General features: G+C 43.9%; 17 protein-coding genes. 6 read left to right on the top strand and 11 right to left on the bottom strand.

The features are described from left to right. Positions 1-217: 217 nt before the first annotated feature. The gene (dapA, locus tag AYW75_RS06340) at positions 218-1,090 is read left to right on the top strand and encodes a 4-hydroxy-tetrahydrodipicolinate synthase (RefSeq protein WP_067097045.1); all 873 of its coding nucleotides are present in this window, start codon (positions 218-220) and stop codon (positions 1,088-1,090) included. 63 nt (positions 1,091-1,153) lie between these two features. Here the strand turns inward: dapA and AYW75_RS06335 are convergent, their stop codons facing one another. Further along, positions 1,154-2,791 carry an NAD+ synthase gene (locus tag AYW75_RS06335; RefSeq protein WP_067097043.1) on the bottom strand — a complete coding sequence of 546 codons (1,638 nt, stop codon included), beginning with the start codon at positions 2,789-2,791 and terminating at the stop codon, positions 1,154-1,156. A gap of 76 nt (positions 2,792-2,867) precedes the next feature. Here AYW75_RS06335 and AYW75_RS06330 point away from each other — a divergent pair, with 76 nt between their 5' ends. Continuing rightward, positions 2,868-3,113, top strand: a complete 246-nt coding sequence (locus AYW75_RS06330; RefSeq protein WP_067097040.1) for a PP0621 family protein — start codon at positions 2,868-2,870, stop codon at positions 3,111-3,113. Here AYW75_RS06330 and AYW75_RS06325 read toward each other — a convergent pair. From AYW75_RS06325 to AYW75_RS06300, 6 genes are all read right to left on the bottom strand, one after another. After that, a complete protein-coding gene (locus tag AYW75_RS06325; protein WP_067097037.1) occupies positions 3,107-3,499 on the bottom strand; it encodes a hypothetical protein in 393 nt (130 codons plus the stop codon). The two genes, AYW75_RS06330 and AYW75_RS06325, sit on opposite strands and share 7 nt — an antisense overlap. After that, the gene (locus tag AYW75_RS06320) at positions 3,499-4,398 is read right to left on the bottom strand and encodes a type II secretion system protein (RefSeq protein ID WP_067097034.1); all 900 of its coding nucleotides are present in this window, start codon (positions 4,396-4,398) and stop codon (positions 3,499-3,501) included. The genes AYW75_RS06325 and AYW75_RS06320 overlap by 1 nt, the downstream gene beginning before the upstream one ends. Next, positions 4,392-4,691 carry a hypothetical protein gene (locus tag AYW75_RS06315; protein ID WP_067097031.1) on the bottom strand — a complete coding sequence of 100 codons (300 nt, stop codon included), beginning with the start codon at positions 4,689-4,691 and terminating at the stop codon, positions 4,392-4,394. Before AYW75_RS06315 ends, AYW75_RS06320 begins: the two co-directional genes overlap by 7 nt. Beyond that, positions 4,682-5,182 (bottom strand): GspH/FimT family pseudopilin, encoded by a 501-nt coding sequence (locus tag AYW75_RS06310; RefSeq protein WP_067097029.1) that lies wholly within the window; start codon positions 5,180-5,182, stop codon positions 4,682-4,684. Before AYW75_RS06310 ends, AYW75_RS06315 begins: the two co-directional genes overlap by 10 nt. A gap of 73 nt (positions 5,183-5,255) precedes the next feature. Continuing rightward, entirely contained in the window at positions 5,256-6,539 is a 1,284-nt protein-coding gene (locus AYW75_RS06305; protein ID WP_067097026.1) for a DUF5610 domain-containing protein, read from the bottom strand. An 80-nt stretch (positions 6,540-6,619) separates the two neighbouring features. After that, a complete protein-coding gene (locus tag AYW75_RS06300) occupies positions 6,620-7,480 on the bottom strand; it encodes an alpha/beta fold hydrolase (protein ID WP_067097023.1) in 861 nt (286 codons plus the stop codon). An 88-nt stretch (positions 7,481-7,568) separates the two neighbouring features. Between AYW75_RS06300 and pabB the strand changes: the two genes are divergently transcribed. The 3 genes from pabB to AYW75_RS06285 all read left to right on the top strand — a co-directional run bounded on the left by pabB (position 7,569) and on the right by AYW75_RS06285 (position 10,454). After that, on the top strand, positions 7,569-8,963 hold the full coding sequence (gene pabB / locus AYW75_RS06295; RefSeq protein ID WP_067097020.1) for an aminodeoxychorismate synthase component I: 1,395 nt from the start codon (positions 7,569-7,571) through the stop codon (positions 8,961-8,963). Positions 8,964-8,969: 6 nt separating this feature from the next. After that, positions 8,970-9,620 carry an NUDIX hydrolase gene (locus AYW75_RS06290; protein WP_067097017.1) on the top strand — a complete coding sequence of 217 codons (651 nt, stop codon included), beginning with the start codon at positions 8,970-8,972 and terminating at the stop codon, positions 9,618-9,620. 99 nt (positions 9,621-9,719) lie between these two features. Further along, positions 9,720-10,454, top strand: coding sequence for a phosphoadenylyl-sulfate reductase (locus AYW75_RS06285; protein WP_067097014.1), 735 nt, complete (start codon positions 9,720-9,722; stop codon positions 10,452-10,454). A 24-nt stretch (positions 10,455-10,478) separates the two neighbouring features. Here AYW75_RS06285 and AYW75_RS06280 read toward each other — a convergent pair whose 3' ends face one another. Further along, the gene (locus AYW75_RS06280) at positions 10,479-10,784 is read right to left on the bottom strand and encodes a LysR family transcriptional regulator (RefSeq protein ID WP_067097011.1); all 306 of its coding nucleotides are present in this window, start codon (positions 10,782-10,784) and stop codon (positions 10,479-10,481) included. A gap of 111 nt (positions 10,785-10,895) precedes the next feature. Between AYW75_RS06280 and AYW75_RS06275 the strand changes: the two genes are divergently transcribed. After that, positions 10,896-12,242 carry an anti-phage deoxyguanosine triphosphatase gene (locus AYW75_RS06275; RefSeq protein ID WP_067097008.1) on the top strand — a complete coding sequence of 449 codons (1,347 nt, stop codon included), beginning with the start codon at positions 10,896-10,898 and terminating at the stop codon, positions 12,240-12,242. A gap of 9 nt (positions 12,243-12,251) precedes the next feature. Here the strand turns inward: AYW75_RS06275 and AYW75_RS06270 are convergent, their stop codons facing one another. The 3 genes from AYW75_RS06270 to AYW75_RS06260 are packed head-to-tail and all read right to left on the bottom strand — an operon-like array spanning position 12,252 to position 14,594. Then, positions 12,252-12,746 (bottom strand): GNAT family N-acetyltransferase, encoded by a 495-nt coding sequence (locus AYW75_RS06270; protein WP_067097004.1) that lies wholly within the window; start codon positions 12,744-12,746, stop codon positions 12,252-12,254. A 6-nt stretch (positions 12,747-12,752) separates the two neighbouring features. Beyond that, the gene (locus AYW75_RS06265; protein WP_082856418.1) at positions 12,753-13,793 is read right to left on the bottom strand and encodes a DUF2333 family protein; all 1,041 of its coding nucleotides are present in this window, start codon (positions 13,791-13,793) and stop codon (positions 12,753-12,755) included. Between the two features lie 15 nt (positions 13,794-13,808). Then, the gene (locus AYW75_RS06260) at positions 13,809-14,594 is read right to left on the bottom strand and encodes a hypothetical protein (protein WP_067097001.1); all 786 of its coding nucleotides are present in this window, start codon (positions 14,592-14,594) and stop codon (positions 13,809-13,811) included. Positions 14,595-14,622: the final 28 nt, after the last annotated feature.

Genomic DNA, 14,622 nt, shown 5'->3' with positions numbered 1-14,622 from the left:
AAACCTTCAGCATAATCTGCATCAATATTTTATGTTAAAAACAAATCCAAATGACTAAGATTACAATCACTTCTAAACACAACGGCGATAAACGTAAGGGTAAGAAACCTTGCGACGCTGACGTGTGGATGTAATCTAATAAAATCCCCGGCAGCATGTTTGCCGACGGGATACCTTCAAGCCAACATGCTGTTTACACAATAAATGAGGTAACAGTATGTTTCACGGTGCAATCACTGCTTTAATCACGCCCTTTTCTAATAATCAGCTTGATGAAGATGCGTTACGTCGCATGGTTCGCTGGCAAATTGACTCTGGCATTAATGGCTTAGTGCCCGTTGGCACAACAGGCGAAAGCCCAACCCTAAGTGAAGCAGAGCACAAACGTGCCGTTGAAATAACCGTAGAAGAAACCAATAAAGCCGTCCCAGTTATTGCTGGAGCAGGCTCGAACAACCCAATTGAAGCGGTTGAATATTCGAACTTTGCGACACAAGCAGGAGCCGATGCGACCTTACATGTTGCTGGCTATTATAACCGCCCCAATCAGCGTGGTTTGTTTGCTCACTACGAACATGTTCACAACAACACTGACTTACCCATTATTTTGTACAACATTCCTCCCCGCTCAGTGGTTGGTTTAGAGGTTGCAACCGTAGCAGAGTTGGCAAAATTAGAGCGTATCGTCGGAGTTAAAGATGCAACAGGGGATCTAACACGCCCAATTCGAGAGCGCGCGTTAATTGACAAGCCTTTCAGTTTCTTAAGCGGCGATGATGTAACCTGTGTCGCTTATAATGTTGGAGGCGGTAACGGTTGTATTTCAGTAAGCGGTAACGTAGCACCAGCGCAAGTCGTTGAACTTCACCGTCTGTGCCGTGAAGGAAAGTTTGTTGAAGCCGCAGCCTTACAAGACAAACTGTTCGCGTTACATGCCTCACTTTTCTTAGAGCCCAACCCTGCGGGTGCAAAATACGCCCTATCTTTACTGGGCCTTTGCTCAGAAGAAGCACGCTTTCCTATGATGCCACTTGAGCAAACCAGTAAAGCAGCCATACGTGCAGCGATGCAAAATCTAGGCTTACTTTAACGATAAAAAAATAGGCAGCCACTTGGCTGCCTATTTGTCTATATTCAATGGTTTCATCGAGCTTTAATCGCCAATATGCCAACCGTTGGTCATTGGATAACGGCGATCTCGACCAAAGCCACGCTCAGTAATACGCACCCCTGTTGGCGCCTGACGTCGTTTGTATTCGTTCAAATCCACTAATCGCAAGACACGATAAACAGTTTCACGATCGAATTCATTAGACGCTAAAATCGCCTCTGCACTCATGTCCTGTTCAATGTATTTATGTAAAATTTCATCCAGTACATCGTAGCTAGGCAGCGAATCCTCATCAATTTGATCGGGTGCTAATTCGGCGCTTGGCGGTCGTGTGATAACACGCTCAGGAATCACATACCCTAACGAATTACGGTAACGACAGAGACGAAACACTAGCGTTTTGAAGACGTCTTTCAGTACCGAATAGCCCCCCACCATATCGCCGTATAAGGTGGCATAGCCAACAGCCATTTCACTCTTATTACCCGTAGTTAATACCATGTAACCTTTCTTATTCGAAATGGCCATCAGTGTTACACCACGCGTACGAGCCTGTAAATTCTCTTCTGTCGTATCACGTGCATAACCCTCAAACTCCGACGCCAAAGTCTCCATAAAAGCGGCTACCATGGGTTCGATAGGTAATACGCTGTACTCCACGCCTAGCAACTTAGCTTCTTCCTGCGCATCTTCAAGACTCATTGAGGATGTATAGGTATAGGGCATCATCACTGCCTGTACGCGATCTGCACCGATAGCGTCTACCGCCACAGCTAGTGACAAGGCCGAATCAATACCGCCACTCAAGCCTAAAACAATGCCTTTAAAGCGATTCTTTTCAATGTAGTCACGCAGCCCGGTTACCATCGCTTGATAAACACTGGCTTCCACATCAAGTGTCGAGGCGATGTCGCCACTGACTGGCTCTAAACGTGGCTGGCGGTCTTCCGCAATAGTGAAGTCGACACAATACAAGCCTGTTTCATACCAAGGGGCTTGTATTACTTTGACGCCTTGTGCGTCAACCACAAATGAGCCGCCTTCATAGACCAACTCATCTTGTGCACCCATGTAATTTACATACACAATTGGCAACTGGTTTTCACTGGCACGGCGATGAAGCAACTGCTCACGCACGCCCATCTTTTCAATATGGAAAGGCGAGGCATTCAGATTTAATATCAGCTCAGCACCGGCCTCTTTAGCTTGTGCAATAGGTTCAGGATGCCAAATATCTTCACAAATGCTTAGACCAACTTTGATGCCTTTGATCCTTACAATACAAGCCGTATTACCCTCTTGAAAGTATCGTTTATCATCAAATACTCGGAAATTAGGTAACTTCTGCTTGCAATACTCGCCTAATATTTGGCCTTGATAGAACACCCCTGCGCAGTTAAAAAGCTCACCGTCAATCTCTCTCGGGTAACCGACCACAACATAGATGTCATGAACTTGCTCTAAAATTTGCGCCAATGCAGCTTCGATTCGTGGTCTAAGGCTTGGGCGTAGCAGTAAATCCTCTGGTGGATAACCTGTTAAGGTCAATTCTGGAAAGACAATCACATCCGCATTTTGCTCGTCTCGTGCGATATGAGACTGTGCAATTACAGATTCCGTGTTATTTTTAATGTCGCCAACCAGCATATCCAGTTGGGCCATGGCTACTCGAATGGTCATTTCGTTGCTATCTCAGACGCTCTGTTAGATTATATGGGTGTTATTGTCGTGGAATTACAAGGCTAAGGTAAAGAGCATGATTGTACGTTTATTATTTTTTATTCTAGTTTTTGCTATTGGCTGGGTGATTTATCGACAATTTGCCAAAGCAATCATGGCAAAATCGAAATCAGTCAAGAAAACCAAAGATACCAACCATGAAGAAGCCATGGTGAAATGTGCGACTTGTGGCACCTTTATTCCAAAGAGTCACGCGGTGTATGATCATAATCAAACACCGTTTTGCTCTGTAGAGCATAAACTCGAACACAAATCTCAATGATTCAAGACTGAGGTTGAATAGCGCCCATCATCGTGTATCCACCAGCAACGCATGCGTTGCTGGTCTCGAGTCACACACCAACGCTCTACAGCCAGATGACTGACTCGCTGCTTCTGCAACCACACTTGACCCATAGACGTATTATTTTTAGTCCAATGACCACCTTCTGGTGAGCAAAAATCACTGCACAGGCTCATTGAAGCTGACATAAAAGAGAGCAACTCATAGCTTTCATGCCAAATCGTATGTTCACGAGACAATCTCTGTTGAGTTCGCCATTGCTCACCACTTTGAAGACTAGTCTGATAGCGTACCATCAACATTCCAAACACGATCACCAACATTAACACCGGTACCGACACCCATCCACGATAAACTGTGCTCATCAGTGCTCCCCCCTCACATTGATAAGCAGTTTGCCTACGCGACTACAGACACCATCGTATTGCCATGTATCGCCCCGTAAGGTGTCGTATGAGAATAACTTATCGGTTAACGTGCAATTTAACTGGTAATATTGATATTCAAGCAATAAACCGGCTAATTTACGAATGGGCATGACCCCGAAGTCAACACGCACTTCATCTGCTACACCATCTTCGTCGTAATCGATTACAGGGTACATTCTCATATGCGAAACATTCGGTGAAAGTTCTAAAGCATTACCGGATAAAGCAGGACGGCGCCACAGAGCATTAGCTCCTGATTTACCTAGTTTAATGAACCAATAAAATGGCGTATCTCTACTTACTAGCACGCTGTCCGTCAAAACTTGAGGAGGTACCTGAACCTTAAAGTCAGATGCAGACACTGAAAGCACTTGCCCCTGCTCAATGTAAGAGCAGTTGCTGACCGACATCCAATCCCCTACGTTTAACCCATCACAAGTATGGTCCACTTGCACTAACGAACCAGAGACAGAACCATAACTTGCACAGGCACCAATATCACTGGCTTGAAGCCAATCAGACTCTGCATCCAAAGAGTAGTGGTTGAGCCTCATGGGTTTGAATGCGCTGGAGCCAACTTCGACTTGAGACGTACCTGCTAAACACCCATATTCACCTAGACGAGAAAACTGAGCTCTAAACTGATCTTGAACAAAGGTCTCTAGCTCAGCAAGCTGAAGAACCTGCTGGCGGACCGTTAACTGGGATTCAAATCGATGAATGGCGGGGAGTATCAAAACCATCAGGCCCGTTAAAATGGCGATTGCTACAAGCACTTCCAATATCAGAAAACCTTGCTTAGCTCTTTTGCTATTGAGCGTTCCAGTCATTACCATTGGTTCAACTCATAACTCAATAAAGCACGAAGCTCCCCTGCGCGACACCGCTGACACAAAGGCCGATTGAATGAATTTTCAGCGATCGGAATGTTTAATTTAAACAATGCTTTAGCCTGATTCTGAAAACGTTTTTTAGACGAGTCTTTGTTTTCGTTTAACAATGTATGTAGCTGTTGATCAAGCTGTGCCTGTTGTCTTTGCGCTGCCGATAAAACGAATGCTACGCAGGCTGATACAATAAGCACTTCAAGCAATACCCAACCTTTTTGTTTTCTATGTTTTAAAGACACTTGCTTACCTCATAGCTTTGATCATCCAGATAAGCGCGACCACTTTGATTCATTAATAGTCGCTGTGCCTGACTGCTTTCACTGCAAATGTAAAAAGAGCCATTTTGATAACTGGATAAGCCAGTTGGTAAAAATAAGATATAACGTCTTTTAGAAGGGAAACCTTGCCAGCGTATGCGAGTATTTTGCCGAAAGAAATGACGCTCAACAGTAGACTCTGCAAAGCGCAATGACGCTTGTTCAGACCAATTGCCGTCACAATGCTCGCCACCACATAGGCGAACCTCTTTACCGGACTGGACAGATAAACTTCGAGCACGCTCGATAAGCGTTAAAAGCCCGTCAACTTCTTGTTGATTGGCCTGCCTTGCTAACCAGATATCAAAGAAGCTGGGGGAGTCACTGTTTAGAAACGCAGACGATACGATTGAGATCATCGCGATCACAACCAGTAGTTCTGGAAGAGAAAATCCATGAAGAGAACAGCGCAAGACACACTCCTTATGTCTAAGTAAGCCAGCATCCTTGCCAGCTTATTGCATCATTTTATTGGGTAAAACCGAATCAAGCGTTACTAGAAGGCTCCTCATTTGTACCTTCAACACCTTCAGACTCAGCGCTTTCACTACTGTCAGGCGCGGTAGTTTCTTCAGGCATTAACCATTGGCTAATTCGCTCAATCATTTCTTTCTGATATTCGAATACTTGCCTCATATCATCCATTTTCTGCGATTGTTCTTCGCGCATACTCATAATGTCTGTCATGGTGGACTCTACAACATTACGAAAATCATCGAATAAATCCGATGCTTTTTTAACCGTTTCCTCTAAAGCTTGACGGTAGTCAGACAAAGGTTCCTGAACTGAGCGCATGCCTGGGTTTTGACCGTAAGCAGACACCGCTTGAGAGGATTTCATAGTTTGGCTGGTTTGCAGTGTCATCGAAAAGTTGGCTAACTGAGTCGAATCAAAGCCCATATCAAAACCACGCTGTAACGCCCCAGCTACATCGCCATCAAAGAACAAATCTGACACTTCCCCTGCAGAATTCATCATATCTTTAATGGCAGCAAGTTCATCTTCATTCAAGTCACCTTCGACACTGAAATCAAAAGCGAAGGCTTGATTGGCGCTTTCATAGCGCGCATAACTCATACCATTGTCACTAATGCTTGCCGCTTCGCCTTGTTCGCTTGCACTTAATGAGTACAAGTTAAGACTTACCACATCACCTTCCTGAGTCGTCATTTGAATCTGAGAATAGTCTTCACGACGATAGCTTGATGAAGTCGTCATAGCGGCTACTTGGGAAACGGCCTCCGTGTCAGCAAAAAACGCTTTGTCCAATGCATCAAAGCCTTCAGATAACAGATCTTCAGTTTCAGTGATGCCTTGTTCCACCCCTGGATTCATGAGCCAACCTAGCGCATCCAACTTCTCTTTTGCATCATCCATCCCTTTTTGTACCGCTTCTTTCGCGGTTTCTAGTACCGACGCTAAACGCTCGTCATCCGCGCCTTTGTTTTGCAAGTTTTCCATGTAGTTGCCAACATGGGACAAAATACGCTGCGCTACTTTTTCAGGAGAAAAATCATTTTCCGAACTTTCTTTTGTATTGGTTGCTTGCTCGGCAGCATTCGCGTTAGATGAACCAAATGATGCAGTAAACTTAGCAGACAGAGATTGCTGAACAATGCCCATTGAGCGATACGATGCCGAAGAAGGACTATAGCCGTCTGAGCCCCACTGCTTCAGTGCTGTCGCACCGCCAGATTGACTTTCTTGACTGCGGTGGTTTGGTGTATAAGTAGGCACTGAGCTACCTAAACCTTTTAATGGATCAGACATAACCCTTCCTCGTAATAATTTTACCGTTGATCAGTTATCGACCAAAACCTCTTAAGCTTGAGCAATAAAACAACATTTATTTACAAAAACCATGAATCTAAGTATTTTGCGATCTGTCTAGGCTTTTGAAACGGTAACGAATGATCGCAACCTGAAAGAGATGTATGCTGCCAGCCCTCGCTTCTCGCAGCTAAAACATCGTAATGCTGACGCAATAATTCATGACTTAATTCCCCTGATAACAAATACACCTGATCCGCAGCGTTAAGTAAATCATCACGAAGGCTGACATTAATAGACACTTTTTCGACCCAATCAGTCACTGCATCCAAAGCATAACTAAAACCCAAAGGCCGATGCGCTAAACGGCTTTGAGTGGTTGCTTCAGCTACTGGGTGCTTACGACGATTAGGGGAGACCCCCTCCATAAAGTGCGCAATCCCCAATTCTACATCCCCTGTTTCACGTATGGTTTGAGACGCAAGGCGATAACGCTGGCGAACCTCAGCTAGGGTTTCCACACATTCACGTTCTAATGACGCAGGTTCCATCAAAGCTAATCTATGGGATTTTCCATGTGTTGCCTTTAATTCGGCATTTATGTACAGAGCAACTAACCCACCAAGCGAGTAGCCAACAATATCGAACTCGCGCCAATTTAATTCTGCAAGTAAGCTTTGAATATCGCCTGATAAAGACTCTATCGTTAAAGGTGCTTCAGAGGGTTCATGATAAAAAGATTCTCCCATACCATTTAAATCGGGTAGGAGAATCCAACGCCAATGAGTAAGATACTCAAGCATTGGGCCATACGTCAGCTCGCCAGCAACACCAGCACCATGAAGCATTAAACAACACTCATCTGTTTTGCTATTGGGCACCTCAATTAATCGATACGACAGCTTTGTATCGATCAGTTGCAATTTTTTTCTCTTGGACACTTTAAATCTTCCTACTCAAAGCCAGATTTCGGGTAAAATAGCGACACTAAACGCTTGATAACACTTTAAATATACGTGGTTCTTAATTATGGCAGAAGTCAAACTCATTAGTTTGCCTTATGAAAGCACTCTTGCTCGACTGTTCCCAAAGTTCAGCGATCTTTCTTATCCTATTTTATTTGATAGCAATCATGCGTCATTCAGTGACACACGCTGGGATATTTTAAGTGCAGCGCCGTTAGCGGTAGTTAATGCACAGGGTTCAGATTTCTCCTTAGAATGGTTCGTTGAACCATTGGTGCAAACCAATGTAACGGACAATCCTATGAATCTATTGACTGAGCTTGTTGAGTTTATTACGAGCCAACCTTGGTCAACAGACACGTCTCTCGCCTTCAATGGTGGACTGCTAGGCTACTACAGCTACGAAGCTGGCCGTTACGTTGAAACATTGCCACAAAATGTGATTGAAGATGTTCAACTGCCTCATATTTTATTAGGTTTATATGGTTGGGCACTAATTACTGATCATCATAAACAGCTCACGACACTTATCATCACACCGTGGTGTCAATTCAGCGAAGCAGAACTCAAAGAACGCCTGACAAGGGATGACGATCCATCACTGAATGCTGAATTTGCTTTGCATGACACCTTCAAAGCAAACATGACGGCTGAAAGCTATGCCAAACGCTTCCAGAAAGTACAAGACTACATTCAAGCTGGCGACTGCTATCAAGTCAACTTAACGCAACGTTTTAGTGCCTCGTACCAAGGCCAAACTTGGTCTGCTTACTTAGCACTTAAAGAAACCTGCCCGACCCCCTTTGGCGCTTACTTCCAGCTACCGGATGGACGCGCGGTCCTGTCCCATTCTCCCGAACGTTTTATTCTTTGTGATAACGGACGAGTTGAATCAAAGCCAATCAAAGGAACTCGACCACGTGGCGGCACAACGGAAGAGGATCAAGCTTTAGCCGATGAACTTTTGGCCTCCCAAAAAGACCGTGCCGAAAACTTGATGATCGTCGATTTATTACGAAATGACTTAGGCAAAAACTGCGTAACAGGAAGTGTAAAGGTACCAAAGCTATTTGCACTCGAAAGCTACGCCAATGTTCATCATATGGTCTCGACCGTTGAAGGCCGTATTGAAAAAAAAGGCGATGCTTTAAAAGTTTTTCAAGAAAGCTTTCCTGGCGGCTCAATCACTGGTGCGCCCAAAGTACGAGCTATGCAGATCATCGATGAACTAGAACCCCATGAGCGCAGCGTTTATTGTGGCTCAATGATCTATTTTGGTTGTAACGGTCAAATGGATTCTAGTATTACCATTCGAACACTCATTGCAGATGGGCTAAAATTACACTGCTGGGCAGGAGGTGGACTTGTTGCAGACTCTGTCTGCGAAGAAGAGTATCAAGAAACCTTTACCAAAATAGGCCGTTTAACCCATACTTTAGAGAAGCTCTTTCTCAGGTAACGATATATGGTTGATGTCTCACGCTTTTTAGAATCTCGTGCTATTACACCGACAATCGATGAAATTCGAGCAGCTTTGGGCGGTGAGACGCCAACTAAAATCTACAACCCGGATCAGAAAATTGCTCCGCACGCTTATCGTCACGTCTACCGTGCAGCAGCAGTACTTATTCCTATTTACCATTGCCCTATCGAAAATCAACTTCAAGTACTGCTTACTCAGCGTTCTTTGAATATGCGAAACCACCCAGGCCAAATTGCTTTTCCTGGTGGCAAACACGACGCTGAAGACGCCAGTATCCAATACACCGCGTTGAGAGAAACATTAGAAGAAGTTGGTCTTGCCCCTGACTGCTTTGAATTGCTTGGTGACCTTGGAGAATACTGTTCAATCTCTGGCTTTTGCATCAAACCCGTCGTCGCGGAAATGACTCGAATGAGTGAATTAAGTTTGAGTGAAGTCGAAGTTGAGCAAGTGCACTGGGTACCTTTAAATCACTTATTAGACCCCAGTAACTTCCGCTACATCGAAAAAGAGATAGGCAACTTAAAACGCGGCTATTTTGAAATTATATATAATGGTTTACAAATATGGGGGGTTACCGCCGGCATTATTTTCGGCCTCTACCAGGTGATTGAAAATCATTCTCGCAAATAACCTTATTGCATTATAAGGATAGGCAGCTTTTGTATTTTATCTCCCCTGCTTTACTTGCTATGGTACAGCCAAATTTGCTCAAGACTAGGATAGGAAACGATGTCCAACTTTGACCTAGAAGCCTTCATTGATAACCACAAAGCCGATGAGGCTCAAAAAATTATTCACAGTGCGATAAAAGAATTCGACAATATTGCTATCTCTTTTAGTGGTGCTGAAGATGTTGTATTGATTGATATGGCTGTAAAAGCTAAGAAAGACGTAAGTGTATTTTCTCTCGATACAGGCCGCTTGCACTCAGATACGTACCGTTTTATTGAGCAGGTGCGTAAACATTACAATATTGAAATTGACATCATGTCTCCTGATGCAGAAAAACTAGAAGCCTTTACCAAAGAAAAAGGTTTGTTTAGTTTCTTCGAAGATGGTCATAAAGAATGTTGCGGCATACGTAAAGTAGCCCCCCTTCGTAAAAAGCTTGCAACATTGGATGCTTGGATTACGGGACAGCGTAAAGATCAAAGTCACGGTACACGTAACCAACTGGATTTTGCCGAGCTAGATAGTGCATTCAGCTCTGAAGCTAACCCTCTTTACAAGTTTAATCCATTGGCAAACTGGTCATCTGAAGACGTTTGGAACTACATAAAAGTATTCGAAGTGCCTTTTAACGAATTGCATCATAAAGGCTTCACCAGTATTGGTTGCGAACCTTGTACACGTCCCGTATTACCGAACCAACATGAACGCGAAGGACGCTGGTGGTGGGAAGAGTCAGAGCATAAAGAATGTGGTCTGCATGTTGGCAATATCATCCCAACAAAACAAGCTTAACTGAAAGCGCCTAAAGATCACTCCTTAGGCGCTTTTTCTTGACTGCTGCTCTTCAGGGCTTTTTTGAGCAATGTAATTTTGCCACTTGCCCACAAACTTCTCGTAGCAGCTTCCTAAATCCTGAACATGTTTATACAACACTTGTCCAGCTTCAGTTAATTCGGTCGACCGACCGTGACGAATCAACAGCGATTCGCCAAGCCCTTTTTCTAGCTTTTGAATATGCTGACTCACTGCAGGCTGGGTTAACCCAAGCTTACGAGCCGTCTGCGTGAAACTACCCGTTTCTACTAGCGTTCTAAATGTAATGAGGTGTTGTGTGTTTAGCATAATGTTTCCTTATGATGATGAACATTATGCCTACTCCAGCTGAGTCAGGCATTGACCTATATCGTATTTTAATGAAAGACTGATTAGACAATATTGGTAGAGCAATGAAGTATGATAAACGACAATTTTGATCTAACCGAATGGATGGTCCGTCGATCGGGCCCTCGTGTTGAAAGAAGTAATGACCATCGTGATGTATATCAAAGAGACCGAGCGAGGATCATTCACAGCGCCGCCTTTCGTCGACTTCAATCCAAAACCCAAATCCTTGCTATACGTCAAAATGACTACAGTCGAACACGCCTCACACACTCGCTTGAGGTTGCTCAAATAGGCGGTGGCATTGTCTACCAGCTGCAATTGTCAAACCCAAGTCACGCCCCATTCCAACCTTGGCTAGCGAGTGATTCTCTTATGGAGACCATTTGCTTGAGCCATGATATCGGTCATCCACCTTTTGGACACGGTGGTGAAGTGGCTCTCAACTATATGATGACGGAATACGGAGGTTTTGAAGGCAACGGTCAGTCATTGCGCATTTTAGGTAAACGCGGTTCTTATTCTGAAACCTATGGTATGGATGTTTCTCGTCGAACTATGTTGGGCGTTTTAAAGTACCCGGCTCTATATCAAACAGTTGTTGGTAGCTATCCAAATAAACCCGATAATTTTCGTCAGTTTAAAGCCAAAGATTGGCATCCACCTAAATGCATTTATCAAGAAGAAAGTGAACTTTTAGATTGGATCCTCGAACCCTTTGAACAAACTGATCGGGACACTCTAAGCCAAGTAACACGTCCACATCCTAACGCTCATGGCAGAACAGCGTATTGTGGTTTCGATACTTCCATCATGGATCTAGCTGACGATATTGCCTACGGCGTTCATGACATGGAAGATGCTATCGTATTAGGCATGGTGACTCGTGACATGTGGCAACAGTATTTAAAGCCCAAGCTTAACGCGATTGACAGTGATTTTCTAAACCACAATCTTGAACGCATAGAATCTCAGCTGTTCAGCAAACAAAGTCACTTACGCAAAAAAGCCATTGGAGACTTAGTTAGCTGGTTTATCACATCATGTTATGTCATAGAAAAAAAAGAATTTAACCATCCTCTACTTCGATTCCAAGCCGATTTACCTGATGCTGAGCGCGAAGCTCTGAATCTATTTAAAGAGTTTGAGATGCAACACATCATTATGCGTCCAGAAGTGCAAATATTGGTTTACAAGGGCCAACAAATGTTGCTTGAAATGTTTGAAGCACTCGCAGCAGACCCCGCACGCTTATTGCCTAAAGATTTAGCTAAAGAATGGCATCAAGATACTGAAAAGGGAGGTCATGGTTATCGCATTATTTGTGACTACATGGCGTCGATGAGTGATGATTACGCAAGTCGAATGTACAAAACACTGTTCGTTCCTAGCTCAGGCTCTGTGTTTGAGCCAATTTAGTTTCGCTACTCAATCAAGCTGGCGGCCTAACAACTTTAGGTCGCTGACAATATCACCGCTACGAACCACTGACGGTAAACTGCCCCACTGCTTGAAAGCATTTTGGAAAAAGAACTGCAGGCTATTGTTATTATCAGACACAACATAAGCGACTAAAGAATGCCTTTTGTGATTAATGGCATGCTGTTCCAATAACGCTAAAAGCTGACTCCCGAGGCCTTGGCGTTGATGCTGCAATGCAATGTAGATCGCCACTTCGGCTACACCCTCTAATGCAGGTAATCCGTAAAACGCTTCTAATGCACACCAAGCAATGATGTCATTGTCTTTTTCTAGCACCCATAAAGGATACTGGTCATTTGCATTGTCGATCCAGTCGACAACACTAAGGAGGTTGATTTCCCCTTTTACGCCAGTTTGCTCTACTGATTCAAGAAAAATTGAAAGAATAGACGGCGCGTCGTCTATAATAGCCGCACGCGCCGTATTAGCTAAATCGCTCAAGATTTATTAGCCTTGTTTCAACAACCTAACTAGGTCGATGATCTGTGCATTCGCACGAGACATGTAAGACGCCATTACCAATGAGTGGTTAGCCAACAAACCAAAGCCACTGCCATTCAATATCATAGGCGACCATACTGTTTCTTGCGTTGCTTCTAGCTCACGAATAATTTGACGTAAACTAACCATGGCATTTTTCTTCTGTAGCGTCTGTGCAAAATCAACCTCTACAGATTTAAGAATATGAATCAATGCCCAGCTTGCACCACGTGCTTCATAGAACACATTATCGATCTGTGTCCATGGCGTCTTAACATTCTGGTAAGAACCGTTTGCCGTTGATTGACGAGCTTCTGCATCACCCGCTAAATCTGTATTCTCGCGCTCTTTTACCACACTGGCAGACAATCGCTGAGACAAACTACCCAGACGCGTCGAAGCATCAGATAAGTAATCCGCTAAATTGTCAGCGCGAGAGTAGAACTGAGCGTTGTCCGCTTTATTAGCCAAACGATCTAGGTATTTAAGCAATTCAGCGTTACCACGGCGATACTCACTTTCACTCGACGGAAGGGCCCAGCTGTTGGTATCAAAGTTATACTGCGGCTCTGCAATTTTAAGGTTTACATCCTCAGTAGATTGAGATTGGCTCCGGCTAAACTCTTTTCGTAAAGCACGCGCTAAATCACGAACCTGTACCATGACACCAAACTCCCAAGACGGCATGTTATCCATCAATACCCCCGGAGGCATAATATCATTGGAAATAAAGCCGCCTGGTTTCTCAAGTAACGTATCAACCAAGCTGTAAAGCGTATTAGTCATCGTGTAACCAGTAACCAACTGCTTACTGTTATTCAAGTAGCCACGCTCTTCAGCACGCTCTTTTGCCACTGCAACCACATCAAACTGATCTGGTTCAGAGTTCCAATAAATACCCAAAGCAAACAAGAAAATGACCAGTACAACGACAGCTGCAAAGGCAGATCTACCTACTTTAGGCAGGCTTGTTTTCCAGAAGGCTATCTTATCGATAAATTTCGCCATTGATGCGTTCCCATGTTAATTAACTAAAACTTCAACTGTGTGTTCCGAACTAAGAAAAGTCATGGCTCGAACACGAAAATTTGGTGTTCTACTATTAATAATTTGATATAGCAGTCGACCTTCTTTATCTCTTGGCCAATGAATCTCGATTGAGCCTTGTGTCTTTTCAACTCTATCAATAATAGGCTGAATATGAGAAAGAATTTTTTCTTCACTCAATTGAAAAAGATCATCGGGTAGATGAAATATATCTTCCGAGGCAAACTGTTGATCTGCTTGCGAAGCGTGGTCATCAACGACCTGCTTCTGTTCTACCCGTACCTCAATTTCTTGAATGTTTGGATCTCTTGGGTTAACTCGTTTAGCTCGCTCAATAAATTGCTCAGCACTTTTAAAATCAGCGGCATTTGCTGATTGGATGGCCCAAGCCAAGTATTTGTCCACAATCGCAGCGATACCAATCGTTGCATCGTAGTTTCCTGGGTCACGCCCTAACGCAATCTGAAAGTACAAATTTGCATTATCCCCTTCTGGGGTCAACAAGCGATTTTCCGATAAAGCCATTTGCCCTTCACGGATAATATTCGCAGTCACTGCTTGCGCTCGCGTCACCTTAGACTGGCGCTTAACACTAACCTTATTGTCAGTTCTCTGCGTTACAGGTGCTTGCCTATACGCGCCATCTTGCTTGTTAGATGTCTCAACAGGCAGATCAGTGTGCCACCAATTATCACTCGATAACGTTGTACAACCCGACAAAAACATTGTCGAAGTAAGTAAGAAAAGCGCTTTTTTTATCAAGAGAACTCCTAGACATTTGGAAACTTTC

The organism is Marinomonas atlantica (genome assembly GCF_001639725.1).
GTDB lineage: Bacteria > Pseudomonadota > Gammaproteobacteria > Pseudomonadales > Marinomonadaceae > Marinomonas > Marinomonas atlantica.
The sequence above is the reverse complement of the archived record's forward strand: the minus strand, read 5'-3'. Positions and strand labels throughout refer to the sequence as shown.

Bases quoted from the DNA above. Each gene is read 5' to 3' on its own strand.
- dapA (WP_067097045.1), top strand. From the start codon at position 218: ATGTTTCACGGTGCAATCACTGCTTTAATCACGCCCTTTTCTAATAAT.
- AYW75_RS06335 (WP_067097043.1), bottom strand. From the start codon at position 2,791: ATGACCATTCGAGTAGCCATGGCCCAACTGGATATGCTGGTTGGCGAC.
- AYW75_RS06330 (WP_067097040.1), top strand. From the start codon at position 2,868: ATGATTGTACGTTTATTATTTTTTATTCTAGTTTTTGCTATTGGCTGG.
- AYW75_RS06325 (WP_067097037.1), bottom strand. From the start codon at position 3,499: ATGAGCACAGTTTATCGTGGATGGGTGTCGGTACCGGTGTTAATGTTG.
- AYW75_RS06320 (WP_067097034.1), bottom strand. From the start codon at position 4,398: ATGGTAATGACTGGAACGCTCAATAGCAAAAGAGCTAAGCAAGGTTTT.
- AYW75_RS06305 (WP_067097026.1), bottom strand. From the start codon at position 6,539: ATGTCTGATCCATTAAAAGGTTTAGGTAGCTCAGTGCCTACTTATACA.
- pabB (WP_067097020.1), top strand. From the start codon at position 7,569: ATGGCAGAAGTCAAACTCATTAGTTTGCCTTATGAAAGCACTCTTGCT.
- AYW75_RS06290 (WP_067097017.1), top strand. From the start codon at position 8,970: ATGGTTGATGTCTCACGCTTTTTAGAATCTCGTGCTATTACACCGACA.
- AYW75_RS06285 (WP_067097014.1), top strand. From the start codon at position 9,720: ATGTCCAACTTTGACCTAGAAGCCTTCATTGATAACCACAAAGCCGAT.
- AYW75_RS06280 (WP_067097011.1), bottom strand. From the start codon at position 10,784: ATGCTAAACACACAACACCTCATTACATTTAGAACGCTAGTAGAAACG.
- AYW75_RS06275 (WP_067097008.1), top strand. From the start codon at position 10,896: ATGATAAACGACAATTTTGATCTAACCGAATGGATGGTCCGTCGATCG.
- AYW75_RS06265 (WP_082856418.1), bottom strand. From the start codon at position 13,793: ATGGCGAAATTTATCGATAAGATAGCCTTCTGGAAAACAAGCCTGCCT.